Here is an 18,804-nt window from a genome sequence, read left to right on the forward strand (position 1 = left end):
AGGGACTTTTCATTTGCCTATTTTGGATAATTGCATATGAAAAGTGCCTCACTTAAATTTTAACTCTAAGTGTTGCACTTTAAATTTCAATCGAGGAAGAACTTTATTGTTCTTTTTTTATTGCAAATAATAAGTATAAAGTAAATAACTAGTTATACCCTTTTATTTGTAAGTGACTTTTTTTTAATAATGAATAAGTCATCTAAGCTATGTTTTTTTGATAAAATTATAATATGACTATAAAAGAATATATACAAAAATACGTTTTACTAAAAATTGTTTCAAAGGAATGAAAAGAAGGAGAAATTTTACCTTCTGAAAATAAAATTGCTGAAAAATTTAACTGTTCTAGAATAACGGCGAGGCAAGCACTGGGAGCATTTGTTAGAGCTGGTATTTTAAAACCACAAAAAGGTAGGGGATACACAATTATTAATTCTGGTATGGAAACCTTGTTTGAGTCAAACACCACAAAATTTCATGCTACAAATACCGATATTGTATGGATTGATGATATTACAAGGAAAGACCATTTTGATGATTTAACAAATAATTTTATTAATAATCAAGATTTTATTGAAAACTTTAATTTAGAAGATACTTCAACATTCTTTAAAAAATATTACGATGATAAAGGATTAGTTGCTGGGCAAGTAACTTATTTATGTAACGATATTCTTTCTATTATTTCAAAAGAGAATGTGACAAAAGCATTTACAAAATCCTTAATAGAATATGCATTAATCCCCACTTCTAAAAAAATAGAATATTTTGTTTATCACGATAAAATAATGGAAAGTTTAAGCAAGGAATTAGGATGAAATTTTAATCCTGTAATTTCAATTAAACAATTATTCATAGGTAAAAAATTGCTTGAAACTTCTATTAGAGTTGTAAGAAGAGATGTCTTACATATTAGAGCAAGAAAAGAAATAATTCTTTAAATTAAATAATATGCATAAATTTAATGGGTATCCCATTTTTTTATTTATAATTAAATTATTAAACTAATTTTAAAAGGAGTACAAAATGCTAAATGTAGTTTTATATCAACCAGAAATTTCACCCAACACAGGTAATATCATTCGTACTTGTTCAGCTGTAGGAGCTAAGTTACATATTATTAGACCTATTGCTTTTGAGCTTAGACCCAAATATTTAAAGAGGCCAGCTGCAGGAAGATTGTTAAGTGATATTGAACATGAGGTTCATGATTCATATGAAGAATTTGAAAAAAAATATGGTAACGAGACTATTTATTACATTACAAGATATGGTCAACAATATCACTCAACTCCTGATTATTCTAAACATGAAGAAGATATTTTTATAATGTTTGGTAGGGAATCAACGGGTATCCCAAAAGAAATAATGAGAAAGAAACTTGATATGTGTGTTCGTATACCAATGGTTGCGCATGAAAGATCATTAAATTTAGCAAATACAGTTATGTTGATATCTTATGAAATATCAAGACAACGAAATTATGAGGGGTTATCTAAATTCGAAGTTCAAAAAGGTAAGGATTGAATACTTAAATAGCGAGGAGCAATAAATGAATAAAATTGAATTAATAGTAATGCATTCAGGGAAGATTGAAACCACAACTTTTTTCAAAAACGGAACATCTGATTATATTTTTGGTGCTCTTTTTATTGTTCTTGCATTAGCAATATTCTCTTTTTATTCCAAAACAAAGAAAAATGCTAAGGAATACAAAAAGAAACAAATGATTGAGTTTAAAAAACAAAATCCTAAATCAACTAATGAATATGAAAAAACAGGTATGTTTCTTCCTCCTTGGGAAAGAACGAAATTATTTGCACCAATATTTTTTGGTTTAGTTTTTATAATTATTGGTATAGCTTTTTTAACTGGACAACCAATAAAATTATGAGTGGACTAATGTCCATTTTTTTTATTTTTTAGTAGGTTGTATATATAAATCACCTTGTATTTCACAATTGGTGTATAATTCCCATAGGTATAAAATACCGACTCTATATAAAATGATTAAAAAAATTAAACGAAAGGAAAATATGAATTTTTCACTTACAAAAACATTCTCTGGTAAAAAAGAGAAAAAAGCAAAAGTGAATAATGGAAAAGGTGGAATCAAGAAATTTTTATCAAAAATTTCTGGTGCCTTCATGCTACCTATTTCTGTTATGGCTATTGCTGGATTATTCTTAGGTGTAGGTGCAGCAATTGCTTCTCATTCTGGTTCTAACCACGGATTAGAAGTTTTTGGTAAATTTGTTTCAAATATGGGTCTTCCTGTATTTTCAGCAATGCCAATATTATTTGCTGCTGCGATTGCTGTTGCATTCACCGAAGAAGCTGGTGTCGCTGTATTTGCCGCAATAATTGGTTATTTAACATTCTCAACGCTGCAATCACCATTTATTACACCGGAAACAATTTCACCTAAGTCAACTAGTGCTTCAGATCTTCAAGGATTTACATATAACACTGGTTCAAAAGCTTGGGAACAAGTTGTTGGATATAAAATTTTATTTGCAGGAGCAGGACGTGACGCCGTGCAAATGAAACAACTTGTAGGTTCTAACTTAGGAATTAGTTCGCTACAAACATCAGTATTTGGAGGGATTTTAGTTGGAGCATTAACTGCTTGATCTTATAATAAATTCCATACAATTAAACTACCAAACATTATTTCATTCTTTGGTGGTAAGAGATTTGTACCACTTGTGGTAATCATTTTAATGATTCCTCTAACATTTGGTTTCTTATTATTTTGACCATGAATAGGATATGGATTGGCAAAATTCGGGGAAGTATCAGGTAAAGCCCCAGCCGGTTTAGATTCATTCGTGTTTGGATTTATTGAACGTTCTTTAATTCCATTTGGTTTACATCATGTGTTTTATGCACCATTATGATGATCAAATGCAGGGGGAGATTTTAATACTTCATACGCAGATTGAGCAAATGCAACAAGACACATTGATGCTACTCAATTAACTCAAATTAAAGATGCAGTTGGTTCAAAAACTGGGGACTCATCATTATGAATTGCTATGGCAGGATTAAAATTCAATGACATTAAATGAGTAGATGCTCATGGACACGCACAAAGCACTCAAGTATTTATATTTATGAAAGAACAACTTGGTCTTAATCTTGGTAGATTTATGCAAGGTAAATTCTCATTCATGATTTTTGGATTGCCAGCTGCAGCAGCGGCGATGATTATGGCAGCTCCAAAAGAAAATAGAAAAATGGCTCTTGGTACAATATTACCAGCGGCACTTACTTCATTTACTACTGGTGTAACAGAACCATTAGAATTTACTTTCTTATTCTTAGCGCCATGATTATTCTGAGGATTCCATGCATTAATGGCTGGATTCTCATTTATGTTAATGAACATATTAGGATCTCATATTGGTATGACATTCTCAGGTGGAATGATTGATATGGTTATTTATGGTATTTTACCATTCGCAAAAGGAACTCATTTCTGATGAGCATTCGTTATTGGAGCAGGACTAATCCCAATTTATTTCTCAGTATTCCTTTTTGCAATTAAAAAATTCAATTTAGAAACACCTGGTAGAGGTAATAATACTAAATTATTTACAAAAGCTGATTATAAAAATAAAAACGGAGATACACAAAGCGATCCAATTGCTGAGGGTATTGTTGCAGGATACGGTGGTTGAGATAACATAACTTCAACTGCTAATTGTGCTACACGTTTAAGATTTGATGTTAAAGACGGAAGTAAAGTTGATGAGGCAGCATTGAAAGCTGTTGGTGCAGTTGGTATTGTTAGGGTTTCTGACAAGCATGTTCAAGCTATATTCGGACCACAAGCGGAACAACTACATAATTCGATTAAAAAACTTCCTAGAACTTCAAAAATAGTTGTGGAAGAAAAACCAAAAGTAACAGAAGAAAAACCAGTTGCTAAAAAAACTACAACTGCTAAAAAACCAGTTGCTAAAAAAACTACAACTGCTAAAAAACCAGTTGCTAAAAAAACTACAACTGCTAAAAACCAGTTGCTAAAAAAACTACAACTACTAAAAAATAGTTTCAAAAAATAACTTTTTTGATTTAATAATTAAAGATTGGGGTAAAACCCAATCTTTTTCTTATATAATTAATAAGCATATTTTAAATATGACTAATAAATATTAAAATTAAGGAGAAGTATATGGGATTATTTTCAAGATTTTCAAAATCTAAAGATTCAGGTGCAATAAATTCACCAGTTAAAGGTAAGGCAAAAACATTAAAATCACTTAAAGATGGTGTATTTTCAGAAAAAATGATGGGAGATGGTGTTGTTGTTTCTCCATCAGAAGGGAAATTCTACGCTCCTATTTCTGGAATACTTACAACAGTTTTTCCAACAGGACACGCATATGGTATTACAAATAAAGAAGGGGTTTCAGTATTAGTGCATATTGGTTTAGATACAGTAAATCTAAAAGGTGAGGGATTTAAACCAGCAGTAACACAAGGTCAAAAAATTAAACAAGGTGAATTAATGGTTGAAGTTGATTTAGACTTTGTTGCTAAAAATGCCCCAACAACAGATACTATAATTGTTGTTACACCAGAAACAAAAGGAGAAACAAACATTCTTCTAAATAAAGGTGATGTTACAACAGATTCTGAACTTATTGAAATTAAATAATTTAATTAATTACATTAAAAAAGGATTTTTAACATTTAAAATAAATTTTATATTTTAAATTAGATTAGCGCTAGCATTTGTTGGCGTTTTTTTAATGTATTTTTTCATAATGTATCATTCAATATGTCGTTAAATTAATAACACATTTTTTACTTATTCAAGTAATTTAGGTATTTATTTTTTTGATGCCTTGCCGGATTATCAATATAAATATATATGTTGGAATACTAAGGAGATCTTCGTTTTTGGTTTTTCCGTTTTCTTTCTTATTTTAGTTGGTTATTAATCTCACTTTAATATAAATTATTTCCATCTGTATGGTTCGATATTATATTTATTTTTATTAATAGTTTTATTTTGAATGGATTGCAAGATGTCACTATTTTTATTTATAAAACTGGATTTCTTTATTTTTAAACTATAGAATTTATTTCTCCTTGTTTAATCTAATATGCGGATTTTACTGTTTGCATTTATTTCAACTTTTTTTATTTACTGATTATCAATATTTATATGACTAAAAAAAGAACTTTGGAGTATAATTTTATTGCATATTTTATGCATAGTACTATTTATAAAAATAAAAAATAAAATTAAGGAGACTTTATGTCAGCAATTTCAAACATTCACGCTAGAGAAGTTCTAGATTCACGTGGAAACCCAACAATCCAAGTAGAAGTAACAACAGAACTTGGTGGATACGGATCAGCAATGGTTCCTTCAGGAGCATCAACAGGTATCTTAGAAGCAAACGAACTTAGAGATGGTTCAGTAAAAGGTGCTTCAAAAGCACTTAAAGATGCATGATTTGGTGGAAAAGGTGTTATGACTGCAGTTAACAATGTTAACAATAAAATTACACCATCACTAGTAGGTATTGAAGTAACAGAACAAAGATTAATCGATATGACTATGATTAAACTTGATGGAACAAAAAACAAATCAAAATTAGGTGCAAATGCAATTTTAGGAGTTTCTCTTGCAGTTCTTAAAGCAGCAGCAGATGAACTTGATTTACCTCTATACAAATACATCGGTGGAACAAACGCTAGAAAACTTCCAGTACCTATGTTAAATGTTATCAATGGTGGAGAACATGCTTCAAACACAATTGATTTCCAAGAATTTATGATTATGCCTGTAGGAGCTACAACTCTTAAAGAAGCATTACAAATGGCAAATAAAACTTTCCATACTCTTGCAAAACTTCTTAAAAAAGCTGGACACGGAACACAAGTTGGTGATGAAGGTGGATTCGCTCCAAACTTAAAATCACATGAAGAAGCGCTTGAATTCCTAGTTGAAGCTATTAAAGAAGCAGGTTACAAACCAGCTACTAAAGGTACAGGTGCTATCGCTATTGCAATGGACCCTGCATCTTCAGAACTATATGATGAAAAAACAGGAATTTATACTTTTGGTAAATTAAAAGCAGCAATTGAATCAAAACAAAAAGGATTTACTTCTGCTGCAATGAATAAAACAAAAGTTGAATTCACAACAGAAGAAATGGTTGATTACCTAGGTAAATTAGTTAAAAAATTCCCAATTATTTCAATTGAAGACGGTTTAGCAGAAACAGATTGAGCTGGTTTCGAAGCAATGAACTCAAAAATGGGTAACAAACTTCAAGTTATGGGTGATGACTTATTCGTAACAAATGCTGCAATCCTTAAAAAAGGTATTAAAGCAAATTCAGCAAATTCAATCTTAATTAAACTTAACCAAATTGGTTCAGTTTCAGAAACAATGGATACAATTGAATTAGCACATAAAGCAGGATTTACATGTGTAGTTTCACACCGTTCAGGAGAAACAGAAGACACAACGATTGCTGATTTAGCAGTTGGTCTAAATACAGGACAAATCAAAACTGGTTCAATGTCACGTTCAGATAGAATTGCTAAATACAACAGACTTCTAGCAATTGAAGAACAACTTGGTGTTACTGCTGAATTTGATGGAGAAAAAACTTTCCACAACCTTAAAAGAAATGTTTAATAAATAATTTTATAATTTATGACGCATATAAAATAAACAATATAATAAAACTCATGACCATTCCGAGGTTGTGAGTTTTTATTCCATTTTTCTTATATAATTTTATTATGTTTAAGAGAAAGTATAATTTAGCACTAAGGCCTTTAATTTGGGCAAAATATAGAACAATTTTAAATTCTGAAAATATAGAAACACTCTCTTCAAAAAGGATTAATAAAATATTCGAAAATGAAGATAGAGATGCAAAAGAGTGATATTTACATTTAGTTGTTTCTCAGTGATTTTCAAAAAATAATGAAATACTCTCAAGGGAAACTTTGGATAAACTTCATAAAATAATAAAAAGATGTAAATTAAATTTAAATGAAATGGAAAAACATGATTTGTTAATTATCGAAGAACGTATTTTTTCTTCTGAAAGAACTCTTAAAATATTGGATACTAATCATAAATTAATGTTTGGGGAACATGTTAATGCAAGATTTAAAAAATGTAATCTTTTTATAGAACAAGACACGCAATTTAATTTTAAAATTAGTAATAAAAATCAAATTTGAACCAATAAGAAATATTGAAAAATTAAATCAACTGGGATTTTACTTATTTCAAATAAAAAATTTATAATTGAAACAAAAGATTCTGTTGAAAAAATACTATTTAAAAATATAATTAAATATAAGCATACTAAAACAGGTTTTGAATTCAAAACAAATGATGGCAATTTTCTATTGAAAATTCATGATCAGGAAACTTTGAACAGAACTATAAATTCTATATTAAGAAAGAGGGCGAAAAATGTTATTAAAAAATGTAAAAATAATTAATCATAATTCTACAATTGAAAATGCAGATATATTAATAGAAGATGGGATAATTAAAAATATAATAGAAAAAGAGGGGCATGCAAAACAAGTTGTTGTTCCTGGATTTATTAACACTCATGTTCATGGTTGTATGGGTGATGATGCAATGGATTCTAAAGAAGCTGTAGAAAGGATTTCAGCCAATTTAGTTAAATTCGGAACAACAACTTATCTTTCAACATTGATGACTGCTGAAATTGAAACAATTGTTGATTCATTTAAATTCAATGCAGCAGCTAAATCACAAGGTGCAAAAATTGCTGGTTTCCATATAGAAGGTCCATGAATTTCTTTGGATAAAAAAGGTGCCCATAGACCAGAGTGTCTTCATGCACCAACAATTGAAGAACTTGATAAATATCAAAATGCTGCAAATGGGAGAATCAAGAAGATAACTTATGCACCAGAAGTTTGTCCTGAAGGATTTACAGAAGCAATGATTAAGAGAGGTGTTATGCCTACTATTGGCCATACAAATGGTACTTTTGAACAAATAAATTCAGCTATTAATTCTGGAGGTCATACTTGTACACATTTATGGAATGCTATGTCAGGTGTTGCTAATAGAAATCCTGGTGCTGCAGAAGCAATTATATTTAATGAAAATAATATGCCTGAATTAATTGCGGATCTTGTTCATGTTGACGAAGCTACATTGAGATTTACCATAAAAACTGTAGGAGTTGATAGGGTTATTCTTGTAACTGATGCTATTAGACCAGCTGGATTACCGGATGGAGAGTCAATTTCTGGAGGTATCCCCATTATAAAAAAAGGCGCTGTTATTAAACTTAAGGGGACTGATACAATTGCGGGTTCAGCTTCAACAATGCATTATCAGTTTATGAATTTGAAAAACCTTGGTTACAATCTTGAAGATATTGTAAAAATGACTTCTTATAACGCTGCAAAAAATTTAAGTTGAGATAATGAAATTGCTCAAATAAAAGATGGGTTTAAAGCTGATATTGTAGTCCTAGATAAAAATACCTTTGATATTCAATCTGTTTATGTTGATGGAATTAAGATGGTTTAAAAATAGAATGCACTATATGTGTATTTTTATATTTTATTTTTTAAATAATGGTTAATTAACAATGAAATAAAAATCAAAAAATGGAATATAATAATAATGACTTATTGTATTAAAGGAGAAATAAATGAAAGTAATTATAGTAAAAAATCATGCAGAAATGTCTCAAAAAGCTGCAGAAATTATATCTAAAAAAGTAATTTCAAAACCTAATGCAGTTCTTGGACTAGCAACAGGTGGGACACCAGAAGAAACTTATAAAATTCTAGTTTCAAAAAACTTAGATTGAAGTTCAATTAAAACATTTAATTTGGATGAGTATTCAAATATAGAATCTACACACGAAATGTCATATAGATTTTATATGAACAATCGCTTATTTGATTCGATAAACATCGATAAAGCAAATACACACGTCCCTTCTGGTATGGCTAACCCAGTAATCGAAGGTAAAAGATATGACGATGCTATCTTAAAAGCAGGTGGGATTGACTTGCAATTATTAGGACTTGGAACAAATGCTCATATTGGATTTAATGAACCAGGTTCATCTGAGAATGGCGAAACAGGTCAAGTTGATCTTACTGACTCAACAATTAAGGCTAATGCTAGATACTTTGAATCAGCAAATGATGTTCCTAGAACTGCTATTTCAATGGGTATTGGATCAATTTTGAAAGCTAAGGAAATACTTTTAATTGCTTCTGGGGAAACAAAAGCCCAAGCCGTTAAAGATTTAGTAGAAGGAGAAATAACTACTGATGTACCTGCATCTTTCTTACAGAAGCATTCAAATGCTATTATTTTAGTTGATGAGGCTGCAGCAAGATTACTAAATAAATAATTTTAATAACTATCATTTCATGCTATTTGATAGTTTTTTTTAATATTTAAATAGTTATGGTATTTTTTATATATACAAGTTGGAAAAAATACTATATAATATATATGTCTAAATTAAATGCTTTAGTGCGTTTTTTATTAAGACATTATTTCGGAGGAAAAAAATATGAAAAAATTACAATCTGTTATTGCAGGTATGGGAATTTTAGATTGAGTACAGGTCGCTCTATGATCAGTTACTTTAGTTCTATTATTTGTATTTGTAATTTGTGCTTCATTAGCTGCTCAACACAGTGGATGGTCACAAAATACAAATGCTATTACTGGATTATTGTTTACACTTTCTTTATTCGCTTCTGTTTTAACTACAACAATCGCTAGATTCTTGATTAAGAAAAGGGAGGAAGAATAATGACATCAATCGCAAGAAATGATAAAAAATCAAAATCCCTAAAACCTAAAAAGAAAAACTTAGGGATATTAGCTGGATTACAAAGAATTGGTAAAGCGTTATTATTCCCAATCGCTATGATGCCAATGGCTGCTATTCTATTAAGAGTAGGGGCACAAATCGGGGATGCAACAGCTTTTGCATCATTCGTACATGCTTTCATTCAGGGATCAGGAGATGCCGTATTTGGAGCATTACCATTCTTATTTGCAATTGGGGTTGCATTTGGATTGGCAAAAGATTCTCGTGGTGAAGCCGCTATTACTGGTTTTGTTATTATGGTATTAATGACAGTTCTTATGTCAACTAAAGGCGGAAAATTTGGTAACTACGATATGGTTGACAAGATTTATGGAACATTAAATCTTGGTGGAGGAAATGGCGGAACAGGTTTCCATTCTCTATTCGGTAATAAGTATAATGCTATTTTAGCTGAAAATGTACTTAACGGTATAGTTGTAGGTGGACTTATCGCTTTTATTTATAATAAATTTAATGGTATTGAATTACCTTCAGTTCTTGGATTCTTTTCAGGTAGAAGATTAATTCCAGTTCTTTCATTTATTATTGGGACAATGTTTATTGTATTATGAGCAATTATCTTCCCATGAATTGGTTATACAATTTATCAATTATCTAATGCTATGCAAAAAGGTGCTGGTAATAGATGAGCAAATGCTGGAATTATGGGTGCTTACGGTATTCTTAATCGTCTATTAATTCCATTTGGACTACACCACATTCCAAATACATTATTCTGATTCCAATTAGGAGATTACCAAAGTGTTACTGGTGGAGCATCTGATGTACATGGTGATATCTTTGGATTCTTAAATGCTGCTGCAGTTCAAAAAGATTCTTCAGGAGCATTACATGGATTAAATGCCGGAACATTCCAATCAGGATTCTTCCCAATCATGATGTTTGGTCTTCCAGCATTGGCAGTTGCCTTTTGATTTAATGCTGATGGAGATGTACAGAAAAAACGTGTTGCTTCACTATTATTTGGATCAGCAATCGTTTCATTCTTTACAGGTATTACAGAACCAATTGAATTCTCATTCTTATTCTTAGCACCTGCTTTATTCGGGATGCATGCTATTCTTACAGGAGTATTTGGATTTATTACAGGAATATTCGGTATTCAATTAGGATTTGGATTCTCAGCTGGTTTAGTTGATTATGCATTATCAATTCCAAAATCAATGCAAATTATTGATGCACACGTTGCATACGATGGATGATCAGGAATTCAAAGAGTTATGGCAAACCCAGCGTGAATTTTCGTTATTGGTGCTGCTGCAGCTGCAACATACTTCAGTCTTGCAACATTATTAATTAGAAAATTCAATATCTCTTCTCCTGGTAGAGGAAGTAACAAAATTGAAAAAGCTGATGCAGAAGATATGCCAGCTAATATAGCATCTGGTGATAATAAATACACTAAAGACGCAAAAACTATTCTTGAAGGTATTGGAGGATCTGAAAACATTGAACATCTTGAATGATGTGCTACACGTTTAAGATTCACACTTAAAGATAGTTCAAAAATCAACGATGCACAAGTTAAAAAAACTATTGCTATGGGGGACAATTAAGATTGGTGCTAAAGGTTACCAAGTTATTATTGGACCTAAAGTTGAAATGATGGGTGAAGAAATTAAGAGACACATGTAATCTCTTTCTTTACTAAAACACAATCTTCGGATTGTGTTTTATTTTTATTCTAAAATAAAATAAAGTGATTTTTAACTCATAACTCAATATTTTGAACTTTAATTTAACCCAGGTTTTTAATTATTAAAAAAATTGTATATACAAGTTTTAAAAGGTTTATAATAAGTATATGAAAAAAAGAATAGGGATAAGTATTTACCCCAGTAAAACGGGTGTAAAAGAAACGATTGATTATATAAAGTTGGCTCACAAATATGGTGTTAGAAGGGTATTTGCCAATTTATTAGAAATAAATAATACTGGAAAAGGCATAGAAAAATTAGGGGCTCTAAAACAAACTTTAACTTTTGCTAATAAAATGGGAATGGAAGTTATTGTTGATGTATCTCCTACAGTTTATAAAAGTCTTGGATTAGAATATACTGAATATAATTTTTTCAAAAAAGTTGGTGCTACAGGCATTAGATTAGATGAGGACTTTAATGGAGAAGTTGAGTCCGAACTTTCCAAAAATATAACCGTAGAGCTAAATGCTTCTTCAGGAACAACTACAATGACAAAAACTATAGAAAAAGGTGGGATTGCCAAGAATTTAATAGCTTGTCATAATTTCTATCCAATGGAATATACAGGGTTAGGTATAAAAAATTTCATTAATTTATCAAGTGAATATAAAAAAATGGGTACCAAAGTTGCATCATTTATAACTTTACCAAGAAATCAAGAAGGTGTTGTTGGACCATGGGATGTCAATGACGGTATACCTACACTAGAAATTCATAGAGGTAAGACACTTTCTGAACAAGTGCGTCATTATATGGCGATGGATATTGTTGACGACATTATTTTTTCAGAACAAGGTGTAACTGAAGAACAATTTAAAGTAGTTCAGGATTTATTATTTAATTCTAATTTTGTTTTGAATAAAAAATCTTATGAAAAGTTAAAGGTATCAAAAAATCAGTTAAATAAATATGTTGAAACTAGCATTGGTAAGAATCCTACATTAATTTTTGAAATTGAGGATATGCAAAAATTGACAAAAGTTGAAAAGGCTATTTTATTTAATTTTCCTCATAATAATAGGCAGGATGTAAATGAATATTTTATAAGATCAACATATTCAAGAATTATATTTAAGGAAGAAATTATTAAACCTAAAAAAAATGATAAGGAATTTTTTGAACCAGGAGATATTGTTATATTAAATGAAAAATATAATAGATATAAAGGTGAACTACATATCATTACAAAAAGGATTCCTTATACAGGGAAAAGAAATTATGTAGGTAAAATATCACTATTCGATCATAATTTATTAGAATTTGCAAGACCTGGTAGAGGATTTAAAATTATTAAAAAAGGAGAAAAAAATGTCAGATAAAAAATCTAAAATAGATTTCGAAAGGGTTTCTTTTGAAATTATTACAAAAGCTGGTGGTGCTAAATCATCAGCAATGGAAGCTTTATATTTAGCAAAGGATAAAGATTATGAAGCTGCCGCTAAAAAGATGAAGGAATCAAATGATGAAATTGCTCAAGCTTCACACGCACACATGGATGTAATTGTTGAAGAGGCACAAGGTGTAAACCATGAATTTAAAGTACTGTTTTTACATGCAGAAGATCAATTATTAACAACTCAAACACTTATTTTACTTGTTGGTGAAATGATTGAAATGTATAAAAAATTCGATAAATAAGGCAGGAAGTGTTGTGCTTTTATTGTAATTATTCTCTTATTTTATTCTCATTTTTTATTGGGTTATAATATATATAGAGAATTAAGGCAGAAAGATAAAATAAACTCAAAAGTTTATTGATGTATTTTATAAAAAAGGAGATAGAAATGAAAATATTATTAGCGTGTTCAGCAGGGATGTCAACTTCACTTTTAGAGAAGTCAATGCAAGATTATATGGATGCAAACAATATTGAAGGTACAGTTAGAGCTATGTCTTCAAACGAAGCAAAAGGTGTAACTGAAGAATGAGATATTGTTATGCTAGGGCCACAAGTTAGGTATATGCTTGCTGGATTTAAAGAGATTACTGAAAAACCAGTTATTGTTATTGCACCACAATACTATGCTTTAGCTAAGGGTGAAGAAGTTGTTAATATTGCTTTAGAAGAATTGAATAAATAATTTTAACAATATTTTTGAAGAATGTATGGATTTATATTTATAATAAACCACTAAAATTACATAGATATTAAAGACGATTTATATTTCGTCTTTTTTTATTATTTTAGTCAAGAATTAATATCTATGTTATCTATAAATATTTTGTTGCGAAATTTTGTTATTTTATAAAAATATTTTTTTCTTAATTGAAGTAAATTTAAAAAATATTAATAATGATAAATTTATAAAATTTTGTCTTATATTGATATAAAATTAATTAAAAAAATTGGAATCTGGTTAATAAAAAGCAATGATGATATATTGAGGATTAGCATATCTAAATTTATATATACAAATTTATTAATAAGAGTTATAATTATTATGTATTCTAAATACATTATCGAATACAATAAAGGCGAAATGTGTAATTCCATATATTTTAAATTATTATATATTGAATTCCATAATTTTATTTTTATTAAAATAAAAGGAGAAAAAATGAAAGAATCAAGTTCTTTAAGAAATATCTTTGATAAATTTGATCAAAAATTAAATAGACCAGCTTACTCTCTATTAACATTTATGACTATTTTAGGTATTTTTGCAGGAGTTGCTGTAGGTTTTCAACCTGGTACAAATAATCCTGGATTAGGTAAAACATTACTAATCGTTTCTGCAATCATATTAGTGGTTCAAATTGCTATTTCTATTACATCAGTGTATGTAGAGAATTTTTCATCTTGAAGGAAAGGGGGGCTAGGGTTAACTATATTTGCTTATGGTGCATTTATTCTATTGATTGCACTATTTATCCTTATTGTAGTTACCTTAGCATTACATTAGTATGTCAAAAGTAAAAAATTCGAATAAACTTAATTCAACTAAAAATTGGATTAACGAAAAACTTATTCCAAAAGTGGGTAAATTAGGTAATCAAAGACATCTGTCAGCAATTCGTGATGCATTTGCTATATTTACACCAATTATAATTGCAGGTGCTATGGCTGTTTTAATGCGTAGTGTTGTTTTTTCAGATGCGGGAGGTAAAGGTTCTTTATCTGGATTATTTGTAGCATGGAATGATTTTGTTCCTCAAGGTGGATATTTAACATTCTTAAAACTTTTTAAAGGATACTTTTTATATCTACAAGTAGGTACAATAAATTGTATGTCATTATATATTGCATTTGGGATTGGTTTCTTCTTGAGTAGATCAAGAGGAAATACAGCTCCTGAAATAGCGGGGTTATTATGTATCGCAGCATTTTTAAGTGTTACAAACCTTATGCTTAATGTACCATGAGACTCAAACAAAGCCCCAACATGAGAAGGTGGGATGTATTGAATTGGTGCAAGAGGACTAATTTCAGCAATTATTGTTTCAATGATTGCAACAGAATTATATTGTTGAATGTCAAAAGGAAATAAATTGGCAATTAAAATGCCAAGTGGGGTTCCACCTGCTGTTTCAAAGGCATTCGCAAAATTATTCCCAGTTATTTTTACATTATTAATAATTTGTGGAATTAACTGAATTGTGTGAATACCATTTTCTGGTGTGTCTTCATCTCCATTGGTGAATAGAACACTTCCTGCTGAAGGAGCTGGTATTGATCACTCAATTTTATTGAAAGGTGGAGCTACTACACTTGTTTTACAAGGTAAAACTCCTGCAGGAGATATTACTGTTTTAGGTGCTGCAAATTCAGGTGCAAGTTCTGAAACTGTTGCCGCATTCAAAAAAATGCTAAATACACTTCAAAATCTTAAAACTACATCTGATAAAGATTTCTTACAACTTTTACATGGAATCAAAGGTACAGAAAATGTTAAAGATGTTACTAATTTAGCATTTAAAAATGGTGCTGGTGCTTATACACCTGCAACACTAGTTGCTGTTAAGAGTATTGTAGAACAATCAACACAAATTGATATTGCATTACACGGAGGAGCAACACTTACATCATTAATATATGCTGGAGTTGTTGCCCCATTTTTAGGGTTAGCATCTAACCAATACGGTGGTTTAGGTATTGCTATTTTATATGTAGTATTAATCTCATTATTTTGATTCTTTGGACTACATGGAACAAATATTATCAATGGTGCTTTTGCTCCAATTTGATTGATTTTATTAGCAAATAACATCAATGGTGATAGTAACGTATTTGTACAAGGTACATTTGACGCTTATATCTTCATCGGTGGATGAGGTGCAACTCTTCCATTATTAGTTGCAACATTAGCATTTGGTAAAAGAGATTCAGCAGAATATGAAGTTTCTAAATTTGCCATTGCTCCAGGGTTCTTCCAAATTAACGAACCCGTAACATTTGGATATCCATTAGTATTGAATTGAATGTTAATTCTACCTTTAATGCTAATTATGCCAATTCTTACAGTAACTACATACATGGGAATACAATGATTTGGAGTTCCAAAAGTTATTGCATTAATACCTTGAACAATTCCTGTTGGATTTGGTGGATTAATTGCTTCAGCTTCTCCATGAGGATTTGTATTAGCTGTTGTAAACTTCGCGATTGCCACAGCATTATGAACACCATTTGTGTTAATGCTTAAATATAAAGCAAATAACGAAGAAAAAAACTTAAAAATCAACGAAGATACTAATTCTGTAAAAACAGCATAAGTTATTTTATTGAACTAGGCATTGCCTAGTTTTTTTATTTTTTTATGTTAGGGTTTTTTAGCTTTTTTATATATAATTATTTTATGAAAGATTTAAGCTTAAGAAATAAATATAACTCTAAAATCAATGACAAAAAATCAAGTGATTTCGATAAATTAATAGATGAATATAATAAAGAGATATATACATCAGTTACTGCAGAATATGCTAGAAAAAGTGGTTGTTCAGTTTCTAAAAATATTTTAGCAAAAGATGAAAATGTTTTTGATGTAATAATGAAGGATATTCTTAAAAAAGATGAATATACAAAAGGTGTCAAACTTTTTCCTGGGTATCGTTTGCAAAAGCCCAAATCCAAAACATTTATAACTGAGTGAAGAGAAAATGAACTGGTTGAATTTATTAGTAAAAGTCAAGATCAATTTCATATTTATAGATATGAAATTAAATCCAAAAATGATAGTATCAAAATAAAAATTACGCATGAAATAAAATTAATGAGAACTATTGCAGGACTAAATGGTAAATTAGGAAAAATTATGTTTAAACGTAATGCAAAAAAAGAATTAAAAATAATGATTGGCGCTTTAGAAAGAGTGGTTATAAATGAATAGTGTAAATATTTTGATGTATATATCCGGTTTTTTAATAATTCTTTTCTTACTATTTTGAACATGGTACAGATGAAGAAAAATTGTTAAAAGAGATATCCAACCATGAATGAAATATACTTGATGAATTATATTATTGACTACTTTAACTACGATAGTCATAACGATTATTATTTTAGCAATAATGAAGTAATTTTAATTATTTATCACATACTTTGAATATTTTAAATATAAAAAAACAGGATAAAATTATCTTGTTTTTTTATATCGTTTATATTATATAAATTTAATTTTATTAATTTTTTGTACTTTTAATTATTGAATTTAATAATAGTGTATTCCTTATTTTTGACCACCTTGTTAATTTTATAGACTTATTTTCATAGGCTATAAACATATTAAAATGAATAAATATTTTTAATTTAATATTAATAGATAAAAAGTGATTATTTTTTTGATATACTTAATTTAGACAAATAAAAACATTGAGAGTCGTGGAGCTTAGCAGCTATGAAGCGAGCCAACCCTGTGTAAGCAGAAGGTGGAGAGTGAGATCATAAAAGATAACATGTTACTTAAATTCACTCCTCTCTTAAAATAAAAATAAAGGGAGGTTTTATTATGTCGAAAAAATTATTTACATCAGAATCTGTAGGGGCTGGACACCCAGATAAAATTTGTGATCAAATATCAGATTCTATTTTAGATGAATGCCTAAGGCAAGATAGAGATTCAAGGGTTGCGTGTGAAGTTATGGCTTCTAATAGAATGATTATAATTGGGGGTGAAATAACAACGAAAGCTTATGTTGACGTTGTTAAAGCCGCTTGAGATGTATTGTTAAAATTAGGTTACTCAGAAAACGATTTTACAGTTATTTCTAACGTTAATTCACAATCACCTGATATAAATCAAGGAGTTGATAAAAAAGGTGGAGAAATAGGTGCTGGAGATCAGGGTATCATGTTTGGTTTTGCAACTGATGAAACAAAGGAATTAATGCCTCTACCAATTGTTCTATCGCATGAACTTGTTAAATTAGCTGAAAAATTAAGACTATCAAAAGAATTTAAGTTTGCTGGTTCAGATATGAAAGCACAAGTAACAATTAATTATGCTGAAACTCAACCAAAAGTTGAAACAGTTTTAATGTCAATTCAACATTCTAAAGATTACAATGAAAAAGAGTTTAAAGAATTTATTTTAGAAAATATTATGAAAACAACTATTAGAAAATATGGTCTTAATGAAGATTTTAATGTATTCATTAATCCTACAGGTCAATTCATAATAGGAGGTCCTATTGGTGATACAGGTCTTACAGGGAGAAAAATTATTGTTGATACTTATGGGGGTGCTGGTCGTCACGGTGGTGGTGCTTTTTCTGGAAAAGACTATACAAAAGTTGATAGATCTGCAGCATATGCAGCAAGATGAGTTGCTAAAAATATAGTTGCTGCAAAACTTGCTAATAAAGTTGAGATTCAGTTGTCATACGCAATTGGTATTTCAAAACCAATTTCCATTTCTATTGATACATTTGGGACTTCTAAATATACTGAAGAAGAAATATTGAATGCCATAAATAAAGTATTTGATCTTTCTCCAGGGGCAATAATTGATTCTTTAAAACTTAGAGAACCAATTTATAAGCAAACTGCTACATTTGGGCATTTTGGTAGAGAAGATTTAAATTTACCTTGAGAAAAAACAAATAAAACAAAAGAATTAATTAATTCAATTAAATAAATTTAATTAAAAACTAAGACATTAGTCCTAGTTTCTTCATTGTAATTTAAAGTGCAACACTTTTACAGTTATAAATAAATTATACAAAAATTGTATATTAAAGATTCGGACTTGAAATGAGTTCGAGTT

At 29.6% G+C, this 18,804-nt stretch carries 18 protein-coding genes; all 18 read left to right on the forward strand.

Annotated features, from left to right (window positions below):
- Nucleotides 1–233 precede the first annotated feature (233 nt).
- The 18 genes from C4B24_RS04050 to metK all read left to right on the forward strand — a co-directional run bounded on the left by C4B24_RS04050 (nt 234) and on the right by metK (nt 18,675).
- Nucleotides 234–944, forward strand: coding sequence for a GntR family transcriptional regulator (locus C4B24_RS04050; protein ID WP_131599496.1), 711 nt, complete (start codon nt 234–236; stop codon nt 942–944).
- Between the two features lie 85 nt (nt 945–1,029).
- Complete coding sequence (locus C4B24_RS04055; RefSeq protein WP_131599497.1) at nt 1,030–1,542, forward strand: tRNA (cytidine(34)-2'-O)-methyltransferase; 513 nt, start codon at nt 1,030–1,032, stop codon at nt 1,540–1,542.
- Between the two features lie 13 nt (nt 1,543–1,555).
- On the forward strand, nt 1,556–1,906 hold the full coding sequence (locus tag C4B24_RS04060) for a hypothetical protein (protein WP_131599498.1): 351 nt from the start codon (nt 1,556–1,558) through the stop codon (nt 1,904–1,906).
- A gap of 133 nt (nt 1,907–2,039) precedes the next feature.
- Entirely contained in the window at nt 2,040–4,073 is a 2,034-nt protein-coding gene (locus C4B24_RS04065) for a PTS transporter subunit EIIC (RefSeq protein WP_168388351.1), read from the forward strand.
- 110 nt (nt 4,074–4,183) lie between these two features.
- The gene (locus tag C4B24_RS04070; RefSeq protein ID WP_131599500.1) at nt 4,184–4,669 is read left to right on the forward strand and encodes a PTS sugar transporter subunit IIA; all 486 of its coding nucleotides are present in this window, start codon (nt 4,184–4,186) and stop codon (nt 4,667–4,669) included.
- Nucleotides 4,670–5,275: 606 nt separating this feature from the next.
- Nucleotides 5,276–6,670, forward strand: coding sequence for a phosphopyruvate hydratase (gene eno / locus C4B24_RS04075; protein ID WP_131599501.1), 1,395 nt, complete (start codon nt 5,276–5,278; stop codon nt 6,668–6,670).
- 107 nt (nt 6,671–6,777) lie between these two features.
- Entirely contained in the window at nt 6,778–7,494 is a 717-nt protein-coding gene (locus C4B24_RS04080) for a hypothetical protein (RefSeq protein ID WP_131599502.1), read from the forward strand.
- Nucleotides 7,466–8,569: an N-acetylglucosamine-6-phosphate deacetylase gene (gene nagA / locus C4B24_RS04085; RefSeq protein ID WP_131599503.1), complete on the forward strand. Its 1,104-nt coding sequence runs from the start codon at nt 7,466–7,468 to the stop codon at nt 8,567–8,569. Before C4B24_RS04080 ends, nagA begins: the two co-directional genes overlap by 29 nt.
- Before the next feature lie 124 nt (nt 8,570–8,693).
- Nucleotides 8,694–9,410, forward strand: coding sequence for a glucosamine-6-phosphate deaminase (gene nagB, locus C4B24_RS04090; RefSeq protein ID WP_131599504.1), 717 nt, complete (start codon nt 8,694–8,696; stop codon nt 9,408–9,410).
- Between the two features lie 165 nt (nt 9,411–9,575).
- Complete coding sequence (locus tag C4B24_RS04095) at nt 9,576–9,821, forward strand: hypothetical protein (RefSeq protein ID WP_131599505.1); 246 nt, start codon at nt 9,576–9,578, stop codon at nt 9,819–9,821.
- On the forward strand, nt 9,821–11,458 hold the full coding sequence (locus C4B24_RS04100) for a PTS transporter subunit EIIC (protein WP_246005080.1): 1,638 nt from the start codon (nt 9,821–9,823) through the stop codon (nt 11,456–11,458). Before C4B24_RS04095 ends, C4B24_RS04100 begins: the two co-directional genes overlap by 1 nt.
- A 248-nt stretch (nt 11,459–11,706) precedes the next feature.
- Nucleotides 11,707–12,921, forward strand: a complete 1,215-nt coding sequence (locus tag C4B24_RS04105; protein WP_131599506.1) for a MupG family TIM beta-alpha barrel fold protein — start codon at nt 11,707–11,709, stop codon at nt 12,919–12,921.
- Complete coding sequence (locus C4B24_RS04110; RefSeq protein WP_131599507.1) at nt 12,911–13,240, forward strand: PTS lactose/cellobiose transporter subunit IIA; 330 nt, start codon at nt 12,911–12,913, stop codon at nt 13,238–13,240. Before C4B24_RS04105 ends, C4B24_RS04110 begins: the two co-directional genes overlap by 11 nt.
- Nucleotides 13,241–13,386: 146 nt before the next feature.
- Nucleotides 13,387–13,683 (forward strand): PTS sugar transporter subunit IIB, encoded by a 297-nt coding sequence (locus tag C4B24_RS04115; RefSeq protein WP_168388352.1) that lies wholly within the window; start codon nt 13,387–13,389, stop codon nt 13,681–13,683.
- A gap of 477 nt (nt 13,684–14,160) precedes the next feature.
- Nucleotides 14,161–14,505, forward strand: a complete 345-nt coding sequence (locus C4B24_RS04120; protein WP_131599509.1) for a hypothetical protein — start codon at nt 14,161–14,163, stop codon at nt 14,503–14,505.
- Nucleotide 14,506: 1 nt separating this feature from the next.
- The gene (locus C4B24_RS04125; RefSeq protein ID WP_131599510.1) at nt 14,507–16,315 is read left to right on the forward strand and encodes a PTS sugar transporter subunit IIC; all 1,809 of its coding nucleotides are present in this window, start codon (nt 14,507–14,509) and stop codon (nt 16,313–16,315) included.
- 83 nt (nt 16,316–16,398) lie between these two features.
- Nucleotides 16,399–16,929 (forward strand): hypothetical protein, encoded by a 531-nt coding sequence (locus tag C4B24_RS04130; RefSeq protein ID WP_131599511.1) that lies wholly within the window; start codon nt 16,399–16,401, stop codon nt 16,927–16,929.
- Between the two features lie 618 nt (nt 16,930–17,547).
- Nucleotides 17,548–18,675, forward strand: a complete 1,128-nt coding sequence (metK, locus tag C4B24_RS04135; RefSeq protein ID WP_131599512.1) for a methionine adenosyltransferase — start codon at nt 17,548–17,550, stop codon at nt 18,673–18,675.
- The last annotated feature ends 129 nt before the right edge of the window (nt 18,676–18,804 follow it).

Source organism: Mycoplasma marinum (genome assembly GCF_004335975.1).
In the GTDB taxonomy this organism is placed as follows: Bacteria; Bacillota_I; Bacilli_A; order Mycoplasmatales; family Metamycoplasmataceae; genus Mycoplasma_K; species Mycoplasma_K marinum.